This is a genomic window from Chroogloeocystis siderophila 5.2 s.c.1, assembly GCF_001904655.1.
Lineage (GTDB): Bacteria > Cyanobacteriota > Cyanobacteriia > Cyanobacteriales > Chroococcidiopsidaceae > Chroogloeocystis > Chroogloeocystis siderophila.
In genome coordinates this window covers 14619-29626 of the sequence record NZ_MRCC01000012.1, presented here as the reverse complement: position 1 = coordinate 29626, position 15008 = coordinate 14619, and the positions used below count along the sequence as shown (strand labels likewise).

Sequence of the window (15008 nt, the reverse complement as noted above, 5' to 3'; positions counted from 1 at the left end):
GAGCCGAGTGCAGCTTAACGATTCATACATTGATTCAGCAATGCTACTAAACTATGATTCAGCAAGTTGTGGTTGAGGTGGTTTTTGTAACAAACGCTCTACGCCTTGCTTGACAAAGTTTTGCAGGAAAGTCACCTGCTGATTTTGCTGAAATACCTTTTGTAAAGTTTGGCTCAACTTGTCTAAATTGAGTTTCTCAGAGTCAATTGTAACTTCCTGCGATTGAAAGTACTCAACTAAACTTAAACCTGCTAAACGAGTGAGATACGCGGCACTCACTCCTTGTACTGCCCCACCTGCAACAAAGGTTACTGCATTACTTTTTAACACTGTACTCACAGCTTTTGTCGAAAGTTCGACTAAGCCTAACTTCACCATCAAACTTCCCATTGTGCCAGCGACAGTTTGGGCTTGTTGCAGCGAGAATTTCTGCTGATAGATCGCACCTAATTCGGTGACTAGCTGGGCATTAATTGCGGCGGTTGCGAGGAGATCGAGCGCAGGAACTGGATTCGCAAACGCCGCTGCTGCTGCAATCCATTGGTACTGTTCGATAATTGGAATTGCGCGATCGCGTCTGACACGATTGAGTAATGTTTTCGCCTCAGCTTTTAGTGCTAACGCCTGACGTTGTGTCGTTGCCCAAATGAGTTGTTGTCTTTCTTGCGTCGCAATTGTTGCTAGGCGATCGCTCAGTTGTTCAATTGCGGGTGCGGGTTGTTCTCGCCATTCTTGAATCGTACCATCTGCCGCGTGTTGGCGTACTTTAATTTCACTCGGAGATGCTGCGATCGCGACGGTATCTTCGGGTTTGAGTAACGGTTGCATTCGCTGTTGTAAGGCGTGTAATACTACAGCACGTTCTTCAGCGATGTGTTGATCTTGCTTATTAAACACAAGTAAAGTGCGTTGTCGATTGCCAGCGATCAACTGCTGTAAAGCTTGGAATTCTGTTTCTGTAAGGTCGCCATTTGTTACAAATAACACTAAATCAGTGGCATTTGCTTGTGCGAGTGCAGTAGTTTCTGCTTGGTGATCGTGATCGGTGCTTGTAAATAATGCAGGGGTTTCCTGAAAAGTTAATTGCTGCCCAAATGATCGTTGCAACGCTTGAATGATTTTTGTTTTGCCGACGGCTTTACTACCAATAACGGCTACGCGTAATTCCTGGCGTTCAAACTCTTTATTAAGTTGAATGAGTTGTTGGCGCAGTTGTGCGGGTTCTTCGGCTTCAACTGCCAAGCACTCGATCGCACTTGCTGCTTGCGCGATCGCTTTTTCTACAGTTTCTCGCGTGACAGGTGAGTTATCTACCATTTGTCGTTTTGGCGTTTTTTGCTGGAATAACCACAAAGTTCCACCAACTGTGAGCGCGCCTAGAATGCCATACTCACCTAGTTGCACAATAGAGTGGTGCCAGCTTTGTAATATCCACAAACAGAAGGATAAGCCTACTCCACCCACTAAAATTGGTCGCCGCAACTGAACAGCCATGATTAAATGCGAATAACTCGGATGCTTCTCTTCCAGCATAGAACAAAATTTTATGAAAGCGATGAGCAATTAGTACTCTGAGGAGGATTAATGCTGAGGAGGATTAATGATCGCTCTACAAGACAAAGTGATTTTAGTGACATGAGGAGGAGCGCGCGGAATTGGTGCAGCAACGGTATTGACACTTGTGCAAGCTGGCGCCTATGTAATTCTACATTACAGTCGCGCGTGTCTCTGCCCAAGCGCTTGTTCAAGAAATTGCTGACGATCGCTGTTACTTAGTACAAGCCGATCTTGCTGTTCCCAATGCAAGTCAAACTTTATGACCTCAAGCGATCACTTGGCGCGGGCAAATCGACGTATCAGTAAACACTGCGGGAATTATTCAATCGGCTGGGATTGATGACGATCTCCATCTTTGGAGTAGCGTATGGCAAACAACTTTACAAGTTAACTTAATTGCGGTTGCTGATTTATGCCGCGACGCGATCAGACACTTTCGCGATCGCGCTGGTGGAATTATTATCAATGTTGCGAGTCGTGCAGCCTTTCGCGGTGACGCTCCAGATTATATCCACTACGCTGCCTCAAAAGGTGGCGTTATTGCTTTGACGCGCAGTATCGCACGGGGATTTGCCGCTGATAATATTCTTGCTTTTGCGGTTGCGCCTGGTTTTGTCAAAACTGAGATGGCAGAGGTGTTTATTCAAGAGTCCGGCGAAGTGGCTGCTACGTGTGATATTCCCTTGGGTAACATCGCTCCACCGCAAGACGTCGCTCATGTTATTACTTTTCTATCTTCTGGGTCAGCCCCTCACATGACTGGGACAACGATTGATATTAATGGAGCATCTTATATGCACTAATTTAGCTCAAATAAAACCTCGCAATCATCAAAGATTACGAGGTTTACTTTTTGATTTGGTGGCGGGAAGTGGATTTGAACCACTGACCTTCGGGTTATGAGCCCGACGAGCTACCAGGCTGCTCTATCCCGCGTCAACTTATCCAATATAACCTATTATCAGAATTTTAGCAACTACAACATGGACAATTCGCCGATGACTTCGAGGCGCTTATATTTCCCTATTGTCATAAATGATTCAGCAAGCGTTTCGGCAACACTCGGACTTATCCAACCCATTTGCTGCAATAGATAGATTGCCACTGCGTATTTAGCCCGCTTTGCTCCATCCATGACTTTAATGGCTAACCCCATACCTTCGCCAACTCGACCAATACACTGAATGCCTTCTGCACCAGCTTTGCTTACTAATTCGCCTTGCGTTAAGCGCATCAATTCGGTATCAAATTCACCATCTCCAGCAACCATCGTTGGGTGGTGTGTCATGGCGCGTACAATGCGTTCCATATCCAAATTATTGCCAGAGGCAAGCTGCGCGTACAACGACGCAATTTGTCCCATTTGCATTAAATAAGTTGGCGCGCCACAATCATCATGCGCGCAAATAAATTCTTCTGCTGGCATCCGCAGCAGTTCGGCAATTTTACCAAAAATCAGTTGCTGTACAGGGTGGTTGCGCTGTAAATAATTATTCAACGACCAACGCCGCTGTTGGCAAACCGCTAGCATTCCGGCGTGTTTTCCCGAACAGTTGTACTGCAATGAACTGCGTTTGCCTTCAGGAATTGGACACTGTAAAACTGAAGGATCAATATCTGCACGCCATAGAATATTAAATACTTGACGCACTTGCTCAATTGTGCCTTTGTGCGAACTACAAATGATTGCTAAATCGCGATCTGTTAAGTTGTAACGTTCGAGTGTCCCTGTAGTGGTGACACCTAATGCTTGAAATGGCTTGAGTGCAGAACGGATAAATGTTGCAGTTTCAGCGTTTCCAGCAACAGACAAAATGCGTCCTCGGTCGTCACATACAACAGCCTGGACTACATGTCTAGATTCGATAATACCTTCGCGCAATAACCTCACTTCGAGTTCTGCGGCTTGAGTTCGTTTTCCCCTTGTCATGGGTAAACTCTATCATTTAGCGGGACGTCAGAGTTGATTTTAGATTGGAAAAGTACGTAAATTACAGAAAATACCAAATTAACTCACCTGATAGTAAGAGTAAGCAAATAACCCCTAAAGTTTGTTGTAGCCGTTGGATAATCGGTTTAATTTCGTAACTGACGATCAAGCGATCGCGCGTGAGGACTTCTTGCGGTTTTGTCCATGTTTGTCCGTCGTACCAACCGGACTCTTCATAAAAAATTGTCGGACTTGCTAGGCGATCGCTAACATAAGACCACCCCAAGTACCAACGTACTACTGTAAATATTACGCCGATAGTTGCTAATCCTGCACCACAAAGCACAAATTGTAAAATATGCTTTTGCGGAGAAAAACTTGCCGCAGCTACAGGTCCTGCAATCACCCAGGATACCCCCCACACCCAAGCCAGCTTAGTAATATACTTGCGCCATTCTAAGTTACAAGTACTAAAGTAGTTTGATGCTTTTAGTGCTTCGTATTCGTTGAGTGGCTGTTGTTCAACAGGGACTGGACAATCCGACACTGAAAACTCCATCATGGTGCTATGCCCCATCGGCGGTAGTAAATTCAATTTGTTCTGCATGACCCCAAAACGCTTCTAAATTATAAAACTCGCGCTCTTTTGGCATCATGACATGAACTATGACATCGCCGTAGTCTTGTAACATCCAACTCGCATCTACTTTTCCTTCGGTACGTAGTGGTTGCCGTTGCCACTCTTGTTCAACTTGATCTGCAATTGCTTGTGCGATCGCGCGGACTTGAACGTGCGAGTACCCTGTTGCGATGACAAAATAGTCTGCCATGTAGGATACGTCCGCAACTCGTAACACAACAATGTCGCCTGCTTTACGATCTGAAGCTGCTTGAGCGGCAGTGAGGGCTAAATCTTTACTAATGTCGGTCTCTGCTTGTGCTGATTTAACTGCACTTGTTGCCGTGGATATAGACTGCGATTGTGAATTTACTGGCGAATATTCAGTCATTACACCTCATAAGAAGTTATTAATTTTTATTAAACCTTTTTAAAATATAACTAGACACAGGTATTGCTGCGGTTTTTCTTGCATACTAACAAAAAACCATAGTTCATGCAGTTTTATCCGTAGCTTGCTGCGAATTTTTTACTTTTTGCAAAAACCAGTTACGTGTCGCAACTGTCCGAGGATGAATTAGGCGATGCGTTTCGATTAATAACCGTAATGAGTAGTCACACGTTAGCCAAACTGCTTGTTCGAGATTGCGGTAACTTGCCTTGCGCAATTCTTCTAATTCTGGAGTTTCGCCGCGCCCTGGTTCTAGACTGTCTGCCAAAAAGACGATGCAGCTAAGCGCATTCATGCCTGGTTGACCTAAAGTATGGTTAGCAATTGCTGAGCATACATCTTCATCGTTTACACTAAAAGTATCTCTAGCAATTAGCGCTCCGACATCCGCGTGCAATAAGTGAGGATTCGCCTTACTGACAGGATCGATCTCTAACCCTGCTGCGTGTGCCATCGTCAAGAGTTTTTGCGGCTTAAAATATTTCGCTAAGTCGTGCATTAACGCAGCTTTCGCGGCTTTTTCAACATCAACTCGATGATGGCGTGCTAATGAGATCGCCATCTGTTCTACTCTGAGAATATGTTGGATACGCGATTGCGGTACGTTGTCTGCTAGCCAAGCGAGAATGCGATCGCGTTCACTAGTAGTATGTGACTCTAGAGTTTGGTCGGAAAGCACAGTAAGACGACTGAAGGTTATACCACCATTTAATTGTAACGAAATGTTAGAAATAAATTAAAACTAACAAAACTGCTGATGGCTCATTTCAATTGCTTAGCCCAATGTCTGTAACTACTACTGAAACTACGACTGCACGACTCGTTGAGGTTTTTTCTGCGATTCAAGGAGAAGGACTCAATGTCGGAACGCGGCAAATTTTTATTCGCTTTGCCTTGTGTGACTTACGCTGTCACTTTTGTGATAGTGCACATACTTGGAGTGTACCGCGTACATATCGCGTTGAGCGATCACCAGGGTTGCGCGATTTTGAAACCTACGATAACCCAGTTTCGCTCGATTTGCTTTTAAAGTGGGTGCAGCAACTTAATGTACCTGGTTTACACGACAGTATTAGCCTGACTGGTGGTGAACCTTTGCTGCATAGTGCCTTTTTATTACAATTTCTTCCTCAAGTACAAAAACGTACAGGATTACCAATTTACTTAGAAACCGGCGGACATCACCCGCAACGTTTAGCATTAGTGTTACCACATCTCAACTCGGTAGGAATGGATTTGAAGTTACCTAGCGTCAGTGGCGAAAGCTATTGGCAAGAACACGCAACGTTTTTGCAGCGTTGCTACAAGTCGGGCGTGGAAGTGTTTGTTAAAGTCATTGTTTCCGCTGAAACGGACAGCACAGAACTGCACCAAGCTGCGGAGTTAGTCGCCGATGTTAACCCCGAAATTGTCTTATTCCTCCAGCCCGTAACGCCATTGGAATCAGTGCAACGACATAGCAAAATAAATTTTTCTGCCCCAACACCCGCCCAAGTTTTGACTTGGCAAGCCGAAATGAAGCGATCACTCAAGCACGTACGCGTTGTTCCACAAACGCACAAACTGCTCAATCAGCTATAAATATATTCAATCGCCATAAACTACGCCTGGCGAGGCTTTGGTTCGAGCTTTCGCTTTATTTGCACTGCGCTTGAGGGCTTGTAGTCTTGATTCATATTTGGCCCGTTGACGCTTGCTAGGTGATTGTTCAATCAAGGTTTTCAGCGCACTGCCAAGGCTCTTGTAGGCATTAGGGAGAGTATAGTTGAAACGAGTCGCAAGCGCGATCGCTTTTTCATCGGCTTCGATTGCTTCTTGTAGTTGCTTTTGTCCGTTATTTTTTACGTATAGCCTATAGCCAGATACGCCACACAGTCCAAGCGCTAGTAGTAGCAACAATCCGTCTTGCACCCACAGTTCACCTACTGCACCACCTAACCCGATCGCCAAGGCTGCCATTTCCCATCCATCTTTAGGAATGGTATCGTTCTGAATTCGGGCAACTTCGTGCCAAAACAACAGATTGCGCTGATCAATTGCTAGTTGATCCCATTTAACTAAATCGATGAGAACTTCTACTTGATCTCTGCCAACCTCTTCTGTCGTAATGAGTGGAGGATTGACTTCGGTTGTTCCTTCTACACTTACCCAGCTTTGTAATTCGGGTGGAAGTAAGTTTCTTAGGCGGCGCAGTTCGCTCATTTCTGCTTTAGCAGAGGTTGTTGCGTAGGATGTCATAGACTCGGTGTTATTGCAAATTACAGGTAAAGCTACTATCTCTCATATCGAAGTATATCGTGTCCTTTTATGGTAGCAAGATAATCAATATGATGGCAGATCGTAGTTGCCCTACTCAAAAAAAGTGTGCAAAGCAGCACACTAAGATAAGAGTCTTGAGGGCGTAAGACGTTTCTTACTCATAGTTTATAGTTTACAGAGGTAGATTTCGTTTATCTAGCAGCGCGAGTTCATTCGCCAAACTCTTTATGAACGAAAATAATGCCACATCAGTGCAAGATATGAGTAGAAGTTGAACAGGCAAAAAAACGCATGGCAATGTTGATTGCACATTTAGGACCTACTGGCACTTATGCAGAACAAGCAGCTTTAGCTTATCTCAATCGGCTCAAGTACGAAGAACAAATTACGCTATGTCCTTATCCGAGTATTGCTCAAACTTTAAAAGCTGTGGCGCGAGGGAAAGCAGATGTTGCCGTTGTGCCTGTTGAGAATTCAATTGAAGGTAGTGTCACTATTACCCTAGATACGCTTTGGCAGCTAGATCAATTACAAATTCAACTTGCATTAGTTTTACCAATTACTCATGCTTTACTTTCACACGCGCCAAGTTTAGAAGCTATCAATACGGTATACTCGCACCCGCAAGCACTAGCACAGTGTCAAGGATGGCTAGAGCAGTTTTTGCCCACTGTTGAGCTAATTCCAGCAAATTCTACAACTGAAGCGCTGCAACATCTCGAACAAGAAAGCAGTGCTGGTGCGATATCTTCGTTGCGTGCAGCCCGAATTTACAATTTACCGATTCTGGCGCGTGCCATTAACGACTATCCCGATAACTGTACGCGGTTTTGGGTAGTAGGTCAGCGTTCTGTAAGTCGTCAAATGTCTGCTGTAAAATACACCCACACGTCTGTGGCGTTTAGTTTGCCTGCTAATACTCCTGGAGCCTTAGTTAAACCTCTGCAAATTTTTGCAGAGCGCAGTATTAATCTCAGTCGCATTGAGTCGCGCCCGACGAAGCGATCGCTTGGTGAATATCTTTTCTTCCTCGATTTAGAAGCCGATGCCAATTCACCGCTAGTACAATCTGCAATCGCCGAACTGTCTACCTTTACAGAAATTCTCAAACTCTTCGGTAGCTACAACGTGGTGGAGGTAAAAAGTGATTCTTAGTTAAAAGTATCTTTCAGTACGGTACGCGCTGCTAAATGATTGCGAGTGGAGGTTAAAATCTCTGCTTCACGTTCTAAGCGCGCCGCAGTGTCTTGCATTTCGAGTAAGTTCTGCTGCTCTGCGGCAACGCCATAAAGATTACTCGCGACCCAATAAGACAGTTCTGTCGGTAAATCAGGAATATCTTTTGGAAGTTCAATATTCTGTTCTGTTAGCTTCGCCGAGAGACGCACGACATCATGAAGTAGTTGTTCTACCTCTTTTGCTAACGGCTTGAGGTCTTTTTGGGGCGGGTTATCTTCAATCCACTCGACTAAACCGACTTTGTAAGGCTTTTCTCGAACGTATTCTAAAACGCGAAAGCGCTGCTGTCCTAGCGTTAGAATATTCATGCGGTCGTCTGGTAGCCGCTGATACTGAATCACTTCGGCACAACAGCCTACTGTCGCAGGTTGATTTTGCACTGGATCCCACAACAGGACGCCAAATCGGCGATCGCTCTCTAGAATCGTGTTCATCATGATCCGGTAGCGAAATTCAAAGATATGTAGGGGTAGAGGTCTACCGGGGAAGAGAACTACTTCAGGTAAAGGAAACAGGGACAGTTCTCGAACCGCAATTTTGGAAGAGGATGCCATGTTCGCTCAGTAAAAACGGTAACTGCGCAATATATACTTACTTTAACCTATTTGTTAAGCAAAATTACCAAATCATAGAAGGTAATAGGTAATGGGTAATTGGTAATGTAAATTCCCCATAACCAATGACCCATTACCAATCCTGAAGATTAGAGTTTCACTTCAATATCGACACCGGATGGTAAATCAAGTTTCATCAAGGCATCGATAGTTTTAGAAGAAGGTTGATAGATATCAATGATGCGGCGATGAGTCCGTGTCTCGAAGTGTTCGCGTGAGTCTTTATCGACATGGGGAGAACGCAGTACGCAATAAATTTTCTTTTTAGTAGGTAAGGGAATTGGACCAATTGCTGTAGCGTTGGTTCGATTTGCCGTATCTACAATCTTTTCACACGAAGTATCGAGTAGGCGGCGATCAAAAGCCTGCAACCGAATCCGAATTTTTTGCTGTTGAAGAGTTGCCATTTCTTTAGTTTTCCTGGTTCAGTTTTAATTATTCAGTAATTTTTTGCTTGTCTATAGCTCACTTGAGAAGCACTCTTGACATTAAAAGAGCAGAAAAGCATTTTACCGCATGAGCGTTGCCTTTCTGCTCTCAATTTGTTCACAAAGGTGTTACTTCACAATTTTAGAAACAACACCTGCACCAATGGTACGACCGCCTTCGCGAATTGCAAAGCGCATTCCTTGCTCAATTGCGATCGGGCTGATTAGTTCTACAGTCATTTTAACGCGATCGCCTGGCATCACCATTTCAGCTTCGCTACCATCATCAGAAGTGAAAGCTTTGATTGTGCCAGTTACATCCGTTGTCCGTACATAGAACTGAGGACGATAACCTGCGAAGAATGGTGTCTTCCGACCACCCTCTTTGTCTGTCAGTACGTAAACTTCGGACTCGAATTCGGTGTGAGGAGTGATGCTACCAGGCTTAGCTAGTACCATTCCTCGCTCGATGTCTTCTTTCTTTAAACCGCGAAGCAGTACTCCCACGTTATCTCCAGCCATACCTTCATCTAAGGTTTTCTGGAACATTTCTACACCAGTAACTGTAGTGCTACGAGTATTCTTGATACCCACTAACTCCACGGTTTCGCCTACCTTGATCTTGCCGCGCTCGATTCTACCTGTGGCTACCGTACCACGACCAGAAATCGAGAATACGTCTTCTACTGCCATCAAGAAGGGTTTGTCTATATCGCGCTCTGGTGTTGGAATGTAAGCATCGACTGCATCCATTAACTCATAGATTTTATCAACCCATTCGTTATCACCTCTTTGTGTAGAGGGATTCCCTGTCATTGCTTCGAGTGCTAACAAGGCGCTGCCTGCAACGATGGGGATATCATCGCCAGGGAAGTCGTATGAGCTAAGAAGCTCGCGTACTTCTAGTTCTACAAGTTCTAGAAGTTCTTCATCATCTACCATGTCTTTCTTGTTTAAGAAGACAACGATATTCGGAACCCCTACTTGTTTTGCTAACAAAATGTGTTCGCGAGTTTGAGGCATCGGACCATCAGCCGCAGACACAACGAGGATTGCCCCGTCCATTTGTGCTGCACCCGTGATCATATTTTTCACATAGTCCGCGTGTCCTGGGCAGTCTACGTGAGCATAGTGCCGCTTTTCTGTCTCATACTCCACGTGCGCTGTGTTGATGGTGATACCGCGAGCCTTTTCTTCAGGAGCAGCATCAATATCATCATATTTGCGAGCTTTCGCTTGACCCAGAGCCGCCAGGGTCATAGTGATTGCTGCGGTTAGCGTGGTTTTGCCGTGGTCAACGTGACCAATCGTACCGATGTTAACGTGGGGTTTAGTTCTTTCAAACTTTGCGCGTGCCATGAATGATCGGTTCCTTTCTTAATTATGCGTTCCCTTTACTTTTAGCGATAATTGCTTCAGCCACGTTGCGAGGTACTTCCTCGTAGTTACTAAACTCCATCGTGAAGATACCCCGACCTTGGGTCTTCGAGCGGATATCTGTAGCATAGCCGAACATTTCTGCCAATGGAACTTTAGCAGTAACTTTTGCGATGCCTTGATCAGATCCCATGCCTTCGATTTGACCGCGACGGGAGTTGAGGTCGCCCATAACATCCCCTAGGAAGTTTTCGGGTACTTCTACCTCTACTTTCATCATAGGTTCTAATAGCACTGGTGAAGCTTTCATTACAGCTTCTTTCATCGCCATTGAACCAGCGATCTTAAACGCCATTTCCGAGGAGTCAACTTCGTGGTAAGAACCATCAACCAAAGTTGCTTTGACATCAATAACTGGATATCCAGCCAAAACACCTGATTCACAGGTTTCTTTCATCCCTTGTTCGACGGGGGAGATGTACTCTTTAGGTACTGCACCGCCCACAATTTTAGAGACAAACTCAAAGCCTGTTCCAGGTTCGCCTGGTGATAGCTCAACAACGACGTGTCCGTATTGACCTTTACCACCACTTTGACGAATGAACTTGCCTTCCGCTTTCACAGGTTTACGCACAGTTTCACGGTAAGCAACTTGTGGTGCACCTACGTTAGCTTCTACCTTAAATTCCCGTAACATGCGGTCTACGAGGATTTCTAGGTGCAATTCTCCCATTCCTGAAATGACGGTTTGATTCGTTTCGGGATCAACACTGACACGGAAGGTCGGATCTTCTTCAGATAGGGATTGCAGTGCTTTCGACAGCTTATCCATGTCTTGCTTGGTTTTTGGTTCGACCGCTACCGAGATCACTGGCTCTGGAATATACAGAGACTCTAGTATAACTGGAGCATTCTCATCGCAAAGTGTATCACCTGTAAAGGTGTCTTTGAGTCCTAGCGCTGCTCCCAAATCGCCAGCGCGGAGTTCGTCTACGTCGGTTCGCTCATCAGCTTTTAAGACTACTAAGCGCGATACTCGCTCTTTCTTACCCTTAGTGGAGTTCATGACATAGCTACCCTTCTTGAGAACTCCAGAGTAGACGCGGATAAAGGTCAGACGCCCATAAGGATCTGCCATGATTTTGAAAGCCAAAGCAGAGAAGGGTTCTTCATCACTCGCTTGACGTTCAACTGTATCACCGGATGGTAGCGTACCTTGAATCGCTGGTACGTCAATCGGTGCTGGAAGATAATCGACAACTGCGTCGAGCAGTAGTTGCACGCCTTTATTTTTAAAAGCCGAACCACACAGCACAGGCACAATTGTTCCTGCTATTGTTCCTTGACGTAAACCTTTACGAATTTCTGCTTCAGTCAGTTCTTCGCCTTCGAGGTACTTTTCGATCAGTTCCTCGTCGGTTTCGGCGACGGCTTCTATGAGTTTTGTCCGATACTCTGCTGCTGCTTCCTGCATTTCGGCAGGGATATCAGCTTCTTGAATATCTGTTCCTTTATCGTTTGTGTAAATAAAGGCACGCATGCGCACAAGGTCTACAATGCCTCTGAGCGTGTCTTCGCTACCGATTGGTAGTTGTACTGGTACTGCGTTGGCACGTAAGCGATCGCGGATTTGGTCGTAAACTTTGTAGAAGTTTGCCCCAGTTCGATCCATTTTGTTGATAAAGGCAATTCTCGGAACTTTGTACCGATCTGCCTGTCTCCACACAGTTTCTGACTGCGGTTGCACGCCACCAACCGAGCAGAACACGGCAATTACACCGTCTAGTACTCGCATTGAACGCTCAACTTCGATTGTGAAGTCTACGTGCCCAGGCGTATCAATGATATTGATTTGGTGATCTTTCCAACTTGTCGTAATCGCAGCAGCGGTAATTGTAATTCCTCGTTCCCGCTCTTGCTCCATCCAGTCAGTGACTGCTGTTCCTTCGTGAACTTCACCAATTTTGTGAACAATACCGGAATAAAAGAGAATTCGCTCTGTTGTTGTTGTCTTGCCCGCATCAATGTGGGCCGCAATCCCGATATTGCGTACTTTTTCCAGCGGGACTGTACGTGCCACAGTTACCTCCTTGAATTGTGTTGCCGCAGGTATCTTTATATTACTCTCTGTTAAAATTCTATACGTTTAGGGAAACCCGTTCTATATTTATGCTGATTTCCCCTCTAGTATCGATAGTGAGCGAATGCTTTATTTGCTTCTGCCATACGATGCGTTTCTTCTCGCTTACGGATTGCACTTCCTGTCTCGTTGGCAGCGTCCATTAATTCATTAGCAAGTTTGCTTGCCATTGAGCGACCTGAACGTTGTCTAGCGTACTGAATTAGCCAGCGGAGCGCTAACGTAGTTCCCCGATCTGCACGTACTTCCATCGGTACCTGGTAGGTTGCACCTCCAACCCGGCGGGCTTTAACTTCGACTAGCGGAGTTGCATTACGTACCGCTCTTTCAAAAGTTTCGATCGGATCGCCACCCGTCCGTTCTTCGATGGTTTTCATTGCATCATAGATGATTCTTGCAGCTAGAGATTTTTTTCCGCTACGCATCACCCGTCGCATCATCATGCTGATGATGCGACTGTTATATACTGAATCTGGGGGAACTGGACGTTTTTGAATAACAGTACGACGAGACATACGTAAGCCTTTAAATTGAACTACTGGGCAACAACGACATTTAAGAGCGGGCTTCGGCTGTGACACTCTTTGGCACAGCTTTAAATATAACTAGTCATTATTCTAGTTTTTAAGCTGGATATATTAACTTTGCTAGCCGCCTAGTAAATATACTTCCGCTTATCAAAGCAAGCGTAGGCATCACTTTGCCACTTTAACATTTTTGTTTAAGAATTGTAGCAAGCGTGAGATTTGCTACACTTTTTTCTGCAAATTATGTTACTTGGGGCGCTTTGTACCATATTTAGAACGCCCCTGCTTGCGGTCTTTGACTCCGGCGGTGTCTAGCGTCCCGCGAATGATGTGGTACCGCACTCCAGGCAAGTCTTTAACACGACCACCTCGAATCATAACGACCGAGTGTTCTTGTAAATTGTGACCAATTCCAGGAATGTATGCGGTGACTTCAAACCCAGAGGTCAAGCGCACTCTAGCTACCTTGCGCAAGGCAGAGTTAGGCTTCTTAGGAGTTGTAGTATATACCCGCGTGCAGACGCCTCTACGCTGCGGGCATTCCTTCAATGCTGGCGATTTTGTTTTCTTGCTTGTTAGTTGACGTTCGCTACGAATGAGTTGCTGTATGGTTGGCATGGGTTACAGCACGTAAATTTGCTTACTGCTTTAAGTTTTAACAAATCCTGAGTATAACAAACTTATCAAGTTTGTGTCAAATCGGCAGCAGTAAAGAAGGGGCAGAGGTCAGAGAATTGTGTTGAGGTTTCCTGCTTGATAGTTGGTTATCAATCGCTACTATTGAGAAGTAGAGGCATCAGATGCTATGGAAAATGAGTTACCGCAGCTACAAGTTGCGATCGCTTGAGGATTATGAAAGCGAAAACCTCCGCCCATCAAATCTTCCGAATAATCAAGGAGGAGGTCATGAATATAATCAGTGCTTTGCGCATCGACAACAACGGTAATTCCGCTACAGTCATAAACGCGATCGCTTGGAGTGAGATTAGTATCAAATTCCATGTTGTATAACAAGCTAGAGCAGCCACCAGCTTGAACCTTTAGCCGAAAGAAGACATTTTGATCATGCTGCTTAGCTTGCAGGCGTTGAATTTCTTTAGCTGCGGATGTGCTGAGACGAACCATGATGCATTAAAAGTAGGGAATGAAAATATGCCTTTACTCGCTAACAAGACACAAAAGTTAATTTATAACGTTTGATTTAGCTTTCCTACAAAGCATCTTAACTGTTTTCTTCCCTACTCTTAATTGTTACTTTGTGCGAGAGTAGTCGTCTTGAAACCGGACGATATCGTCTTCTCCCAAGTACTCGCCATTTTGGACTTCAATAATAACAAGAGGAATCACACCAGGATTTTCTAAGCGGTGATTTGTACACTGAGGTACGTAGGTAGATTGATTATTCGTAAGTAGAATTTCGGCATCGCCACAAGTGACTTTTGCTGTACCCGAAACAACAATCCAGTGTTCGCTGCGGTGGTGGTGCATCTGTAGGCTCAGACGATGCCCTGGTTTAACTTCAATGCGCTTGATTTTGTATCCGCGTCCTTCTTCGAGAATCGTGAAAGAACCCCAAGGTCTAAGTTCAGTAGCTGCAACGCCTTTATGACCTACAGATGGCGGTAAAGGCAGTGTTGTCGGCTCGTGGGCAGTTTCTTGAGCCTGAACCATACATTTTTCTCCTTAAAAAAACAACTTATAGCAAATATAGAAAAACTGATTTTGCGCTTAAGATACCCAAACTTTGGCAAATATAGCCCAAGATAGCAAACACCTGCTAGCAGCTGTCACTACAAAATGCATCCGTTTCATATTTTTATAACAACTCTTCATCAGTTGTGCGGTATGTTTAAGTAATCTTTAACTA

The 15008-nt window shown here is 44.9% G+C and carries 17 protein-coding genes and 1 tRNA gene; 3 read left to right on the top strand and 15 right to left on the bottom strand.

Going from position 1 to position 15008, the window contains the following annotated elements; genetic code table 11:
* Positions 1-51: 51 nt before the first annotated feature.
* On the bottom strand, positions 52-1494 hold the full coding sequence (locus tag NIES1031_RS14960; RefSeq protein ID WP_073550333.1) for a slr1306 family protein: 1443 nt from the start codon (positions 1492-1494) through the stop codon (positions 52-54).
* Between the two features lie 335 nt (positions 1495-1829).
* Between NIES1031_RS14960 and NIES1031_RS14955 the strand changes: the two genes are divergently transcribed.
* Entirely contained in the window at positions 1830-2360 is a 531-nt protein-coding gene (locus tag NIES1031_RS14955) for an SDR family NAD(P)-dependent oxidoreductase (RefSeq protein WP_218596828.1), read from the top strand.
* Between the two features lie 56 nt (positions 2361-2416).
* Here NIES1031_RS14955 and NIES1031_RS14950 read toward each other — a convergent pair.
* The 5 genes from NIES1031_RS14950 to yqeK form a co-directional block, all read right to left on the bottom strand.
* Positions 2417-2493: transfer RNA gene (locus NIES1031_RS14950), tRNA-Met, on the bottom strand.
* Between the two features lie 40 nt (positions 2494-2533).
* Positions 2534-3487 carry an asparaginase gene (locus NIES1031_RS14945; RefSeq protein WP_073550332.1) on the bottom strand — a complete coding sequence of 318 codons (954 nt, stop codon included), beginning with the start codon at positions 3485-3487 and terminating at the stop codon, positions 2534-2536.
* A 61-nt stretch (positions 3488-3548) separates the two neighbouring features.
* Positions 3549-4049, bottom strand: coding sequence for a CGLD27 family protein (locus tag NIES1031_RS14940; protein WP_073550458.1), 501 nt, complete (start codon positions 4047-4049; stop codon positions 3549-3551).
* A 4-nt stretch (positions 4050-4053) separates the two neighbouring features.
* On the bottom strand, positions 4054-4497 hold the full coding sequence (rsfS, locus tag NIES1031_RS14935) for a ribosome silencing factor (RefSeq protein ID WP_073550331.1): 444 nt from the start codon (positions 4495-4497) through the stop codon (positions 4054-4056).
* Between the two features lie 103 nt (positions 4498-4600).
* The gene (gene yqeK, locus NIES1031_RS14930; RefSeq protein WP_073550330.1) at positions 4601-5236 is read right to left on the bottom strand and encodes a bis(5'-nucleosyl)-tetraphosphatase (symmetrical) YqeK; all 636 of its coding nucleotides are present in this window, start codon (positions 5234-5236) and stop codon (positions 4601-4603) included.
* A gap of 104 nt (positions 5237-5340) precedes the next feature.
* Here yqeK and NIES1031_RS14925 point away from each other — a divergent pair, with 104 nt between their 5' ends.
* Complete coding sequence (locus tag NIES1031_RS14925; protein ID WP_073550329.1) at positions 5341-6138, top strand: 7-carboxy-7-deazaguanine synthase QueE; 798 nt, start codon at positions 5341-5343, stop codon at positions 6136-6138.
* Positions 6139-6144: 6 nt separating this feature from the next.
* On the opposite strand, the gene NIES1031_RS14920 is transcribed toward NIES1031_RS14925, so the two are convergent.
* A complete protein-coding gene (locus NIES1031_RS14920; protein ID WP_073550328.1) occupies positions 6145-6795 on the bottom strand; it encodes a DUF3318 domain-containing protein in 651 nt (216 codons plus the stop codon).
* 312 nt (positions 6796-7107) lie between these two features.
* Between NIES1031_RS14920 and pheA the strand changes: the two genes are divergently transcribed.
* The gene (gene pheA / locus NIES1031_RS14915; protein ID WP_073550327.1) at positions 7108-7971 is read left to right on the top strand and encodes a prephenate dehydratase; all 864 of its coding nucleotides are present in this window, start codon (positions 7108-7110) and stop codon (positions 7969-7971) included.
* Here pheA and NIES1031_RS14910 read toward each other — a convergent pair.
* The 8 genes from NIES1031_RS14910 to NIES1031_RS14875 form a co-directional block, all read right to left on the bottom strand.
* Positions 7968-8609: an LON peptidase substrate-binding domain-containing protein gene (locus tag NIES1031_RS14910; RefSeq protein ID WP_015190075.1), complete on the bottom strand. Its 642-nt coding sequence runs from the start codon at positions 8607-8609 to the stop codon at positions 7968-7970. The two genes, pheA and NIES1031_RS14910, sit on opposite strands and share 4 nt — an antisense overlap.
* Positions 8610-8758: 149 nt before the next feature.
* Entirely contained in the window at positions 8759-9076 is a 318-nt protein-coding gene (rpsJ, locus tag NIES1031_RS14905; protein ID WP_015190074.1) for a 30S ribosomal protein S10, read from the bottom strand.
* A 150-nt stretch (positions 9077-9226) separates the two neighbouring features.
* Complete coding sequence (gene tuf / locus NIES1031_RS14900; protein ID WP_073550326.1) at positions 9227-10456, bottom strand: elongation factor Tu; 1230 nt, start codon at positions 10454-10456, stop codon at positions 9227-9229.
* A 22-nt stretch (positions 10457-10478) separates the two neighbouring features.
* A complete protein-coding gene (gene fusA / locus NIES1031_RS14895; RefSeq protein ID WP_073550325.1) occupies positions 10479-12554 on the bottom strand; it encodes an elongation factor G in 2076 nt (691 codons plus the stop codon).
* Between the two features lie 104 nt (positions 12555-12658).
* Entirely contained in the window at positions 12659-13129 is a 471-nt protein-coding gene (rpsG, locus tag NIES1031_RS14890) for a 30S ribosomal protein S7 (RefSeq protein WP_073550324.1), read from the bottom strand.
* Positions 13130-13387: 258 nt separating this feature from the next.
* Positions 13388-13759 carry a 30S ribosomal protein S12 gene (rpsL, locus tag NIES1031_RS14885; RefSeq protein ID WP_015190070.1) on the bottom strand — a complete coding sequence of 124 codons (372 nt, stop codon included), beginning with the start codon at positions 13757-13759 and terminating at the stop codon, positions 13388-13390.
* Between the two features lie 159 nt (positions 13760-13918).
* On the bottom strand, positions 13919-14266 hold the full coding sequence (locus tag NIES1031_RS14880) for a HesB/IscA family protein (RefSeq protein WP_073550323.1): 348 nt from the start codon (positions 14264-14266) through the stop codon (positions 13919-13921).
* Between the two features lie 126 nt (positions 14267-14392).
* Positions 14393-14812 (bottom strand): cupin domain-containing protein, encoded by a 420-nt coding sequence (locus tag NIES1031_RS14875; RefSeq protein WP_073550322.1) that lies wholly within the window; start codon positions 14810-14812, stop codon positions 14393-14395.
* Positions 14813-15008: the final 196 nt, after the last annotated feature.

Coding starts and splice junctions, on each gene's coding strand:
- NIES1031_RS14960 (WP_073550333.1), bottom strand. CDS start 1,494: ATGGCTGTTCAGTTGCGGCGACCAATTTTAGTGGGTGGAGTAGGCTTA.
- NIES1031_RS14945 (WP_073550332.1), bottom strand. CDS start 3,487: ATGACAAGGGGAAAACGAACTCAAGCCGCAGAACTCGAAGTGAGGTTA.
- NIES1031_RS14940 (WP_073550458.1), bottom strand. CDS start 4,049: ATGATGGAGTTTTCAGTGTCGGATTGTCCAGTCCCTGTTGAACAACAG.
- rsfS (WP_073550331.1), bottom strand. CDS start 4,497: ATGACTGAATATTCGCCAGTAAATTCACAATCGCAGTCTATATCCACG.
- NIES1031_RS14925 (WP_073550329.1), top strand. CDS start 5,341: ATGTCTGTAACTACTACTGAAACTACGACTGCACGACTCGTTGAGGTT.
- NIES1031_RS14920 (WP_073550328.1), bottom strand. CDS start 6,795: ATGACATCCTACGCAACAACCTCTGCTAAAGCAGAAATGAGCGAACTG.
- pheA (WP_073550327.1), top strand. CDS start 7,108: ATGGCAATGTTGATTGCACATTTAGGACCTACTGGCACTTATGCAGAA.
- NIES1031_RS14910 (WP_015190075.1), bottom strand. CDS start 8,609: ATGGCATCCTCTTCCAAAATTGCGGTTCGAGAACTGTCCCTGTTTCCT.
- rpsJ (WP_015190074.1), bottom strand. CDS start 9,076: ATGGCAACTCTTCAACAGCAAAAAATTCGGATTCGGTTGCAGGCTTTT.
- tuf (WP_073550326.1), bottom strand. CDS start 10,456: ATGGCACGCGCAAAGTTTGAAAGAACTAAACCCCACGTTAACATCGGT.
- rpsG (WP_073550324.1), bottom strand. CDS start 13,129: ATGTCTCGTCGTACTGTTATTCAAAAACGTCCAGTTCCCCCAGATTCA.
- rpsL (WP_015190070.1), bottom strand. CDS start 13,759: ATGCCAACCATACAGCAACTCATTCGTAGCGAACGTCAACTAACAAGC.
- NIES1031_RS14880 (WP_073550323.1), bottom strand. CDS start 14,266: ATGGTTCGTCTCAGCACATCCGCAGCTAAAGAAATTCAACGCCTGCAA.
- NIES1031_RS14875 (WP_073550322.1), bottom strand. CDS start 14,812: ATGGTTCAGGCTCAAGAAACTGCCCACGAGCCGACAACACTGCCTTTA.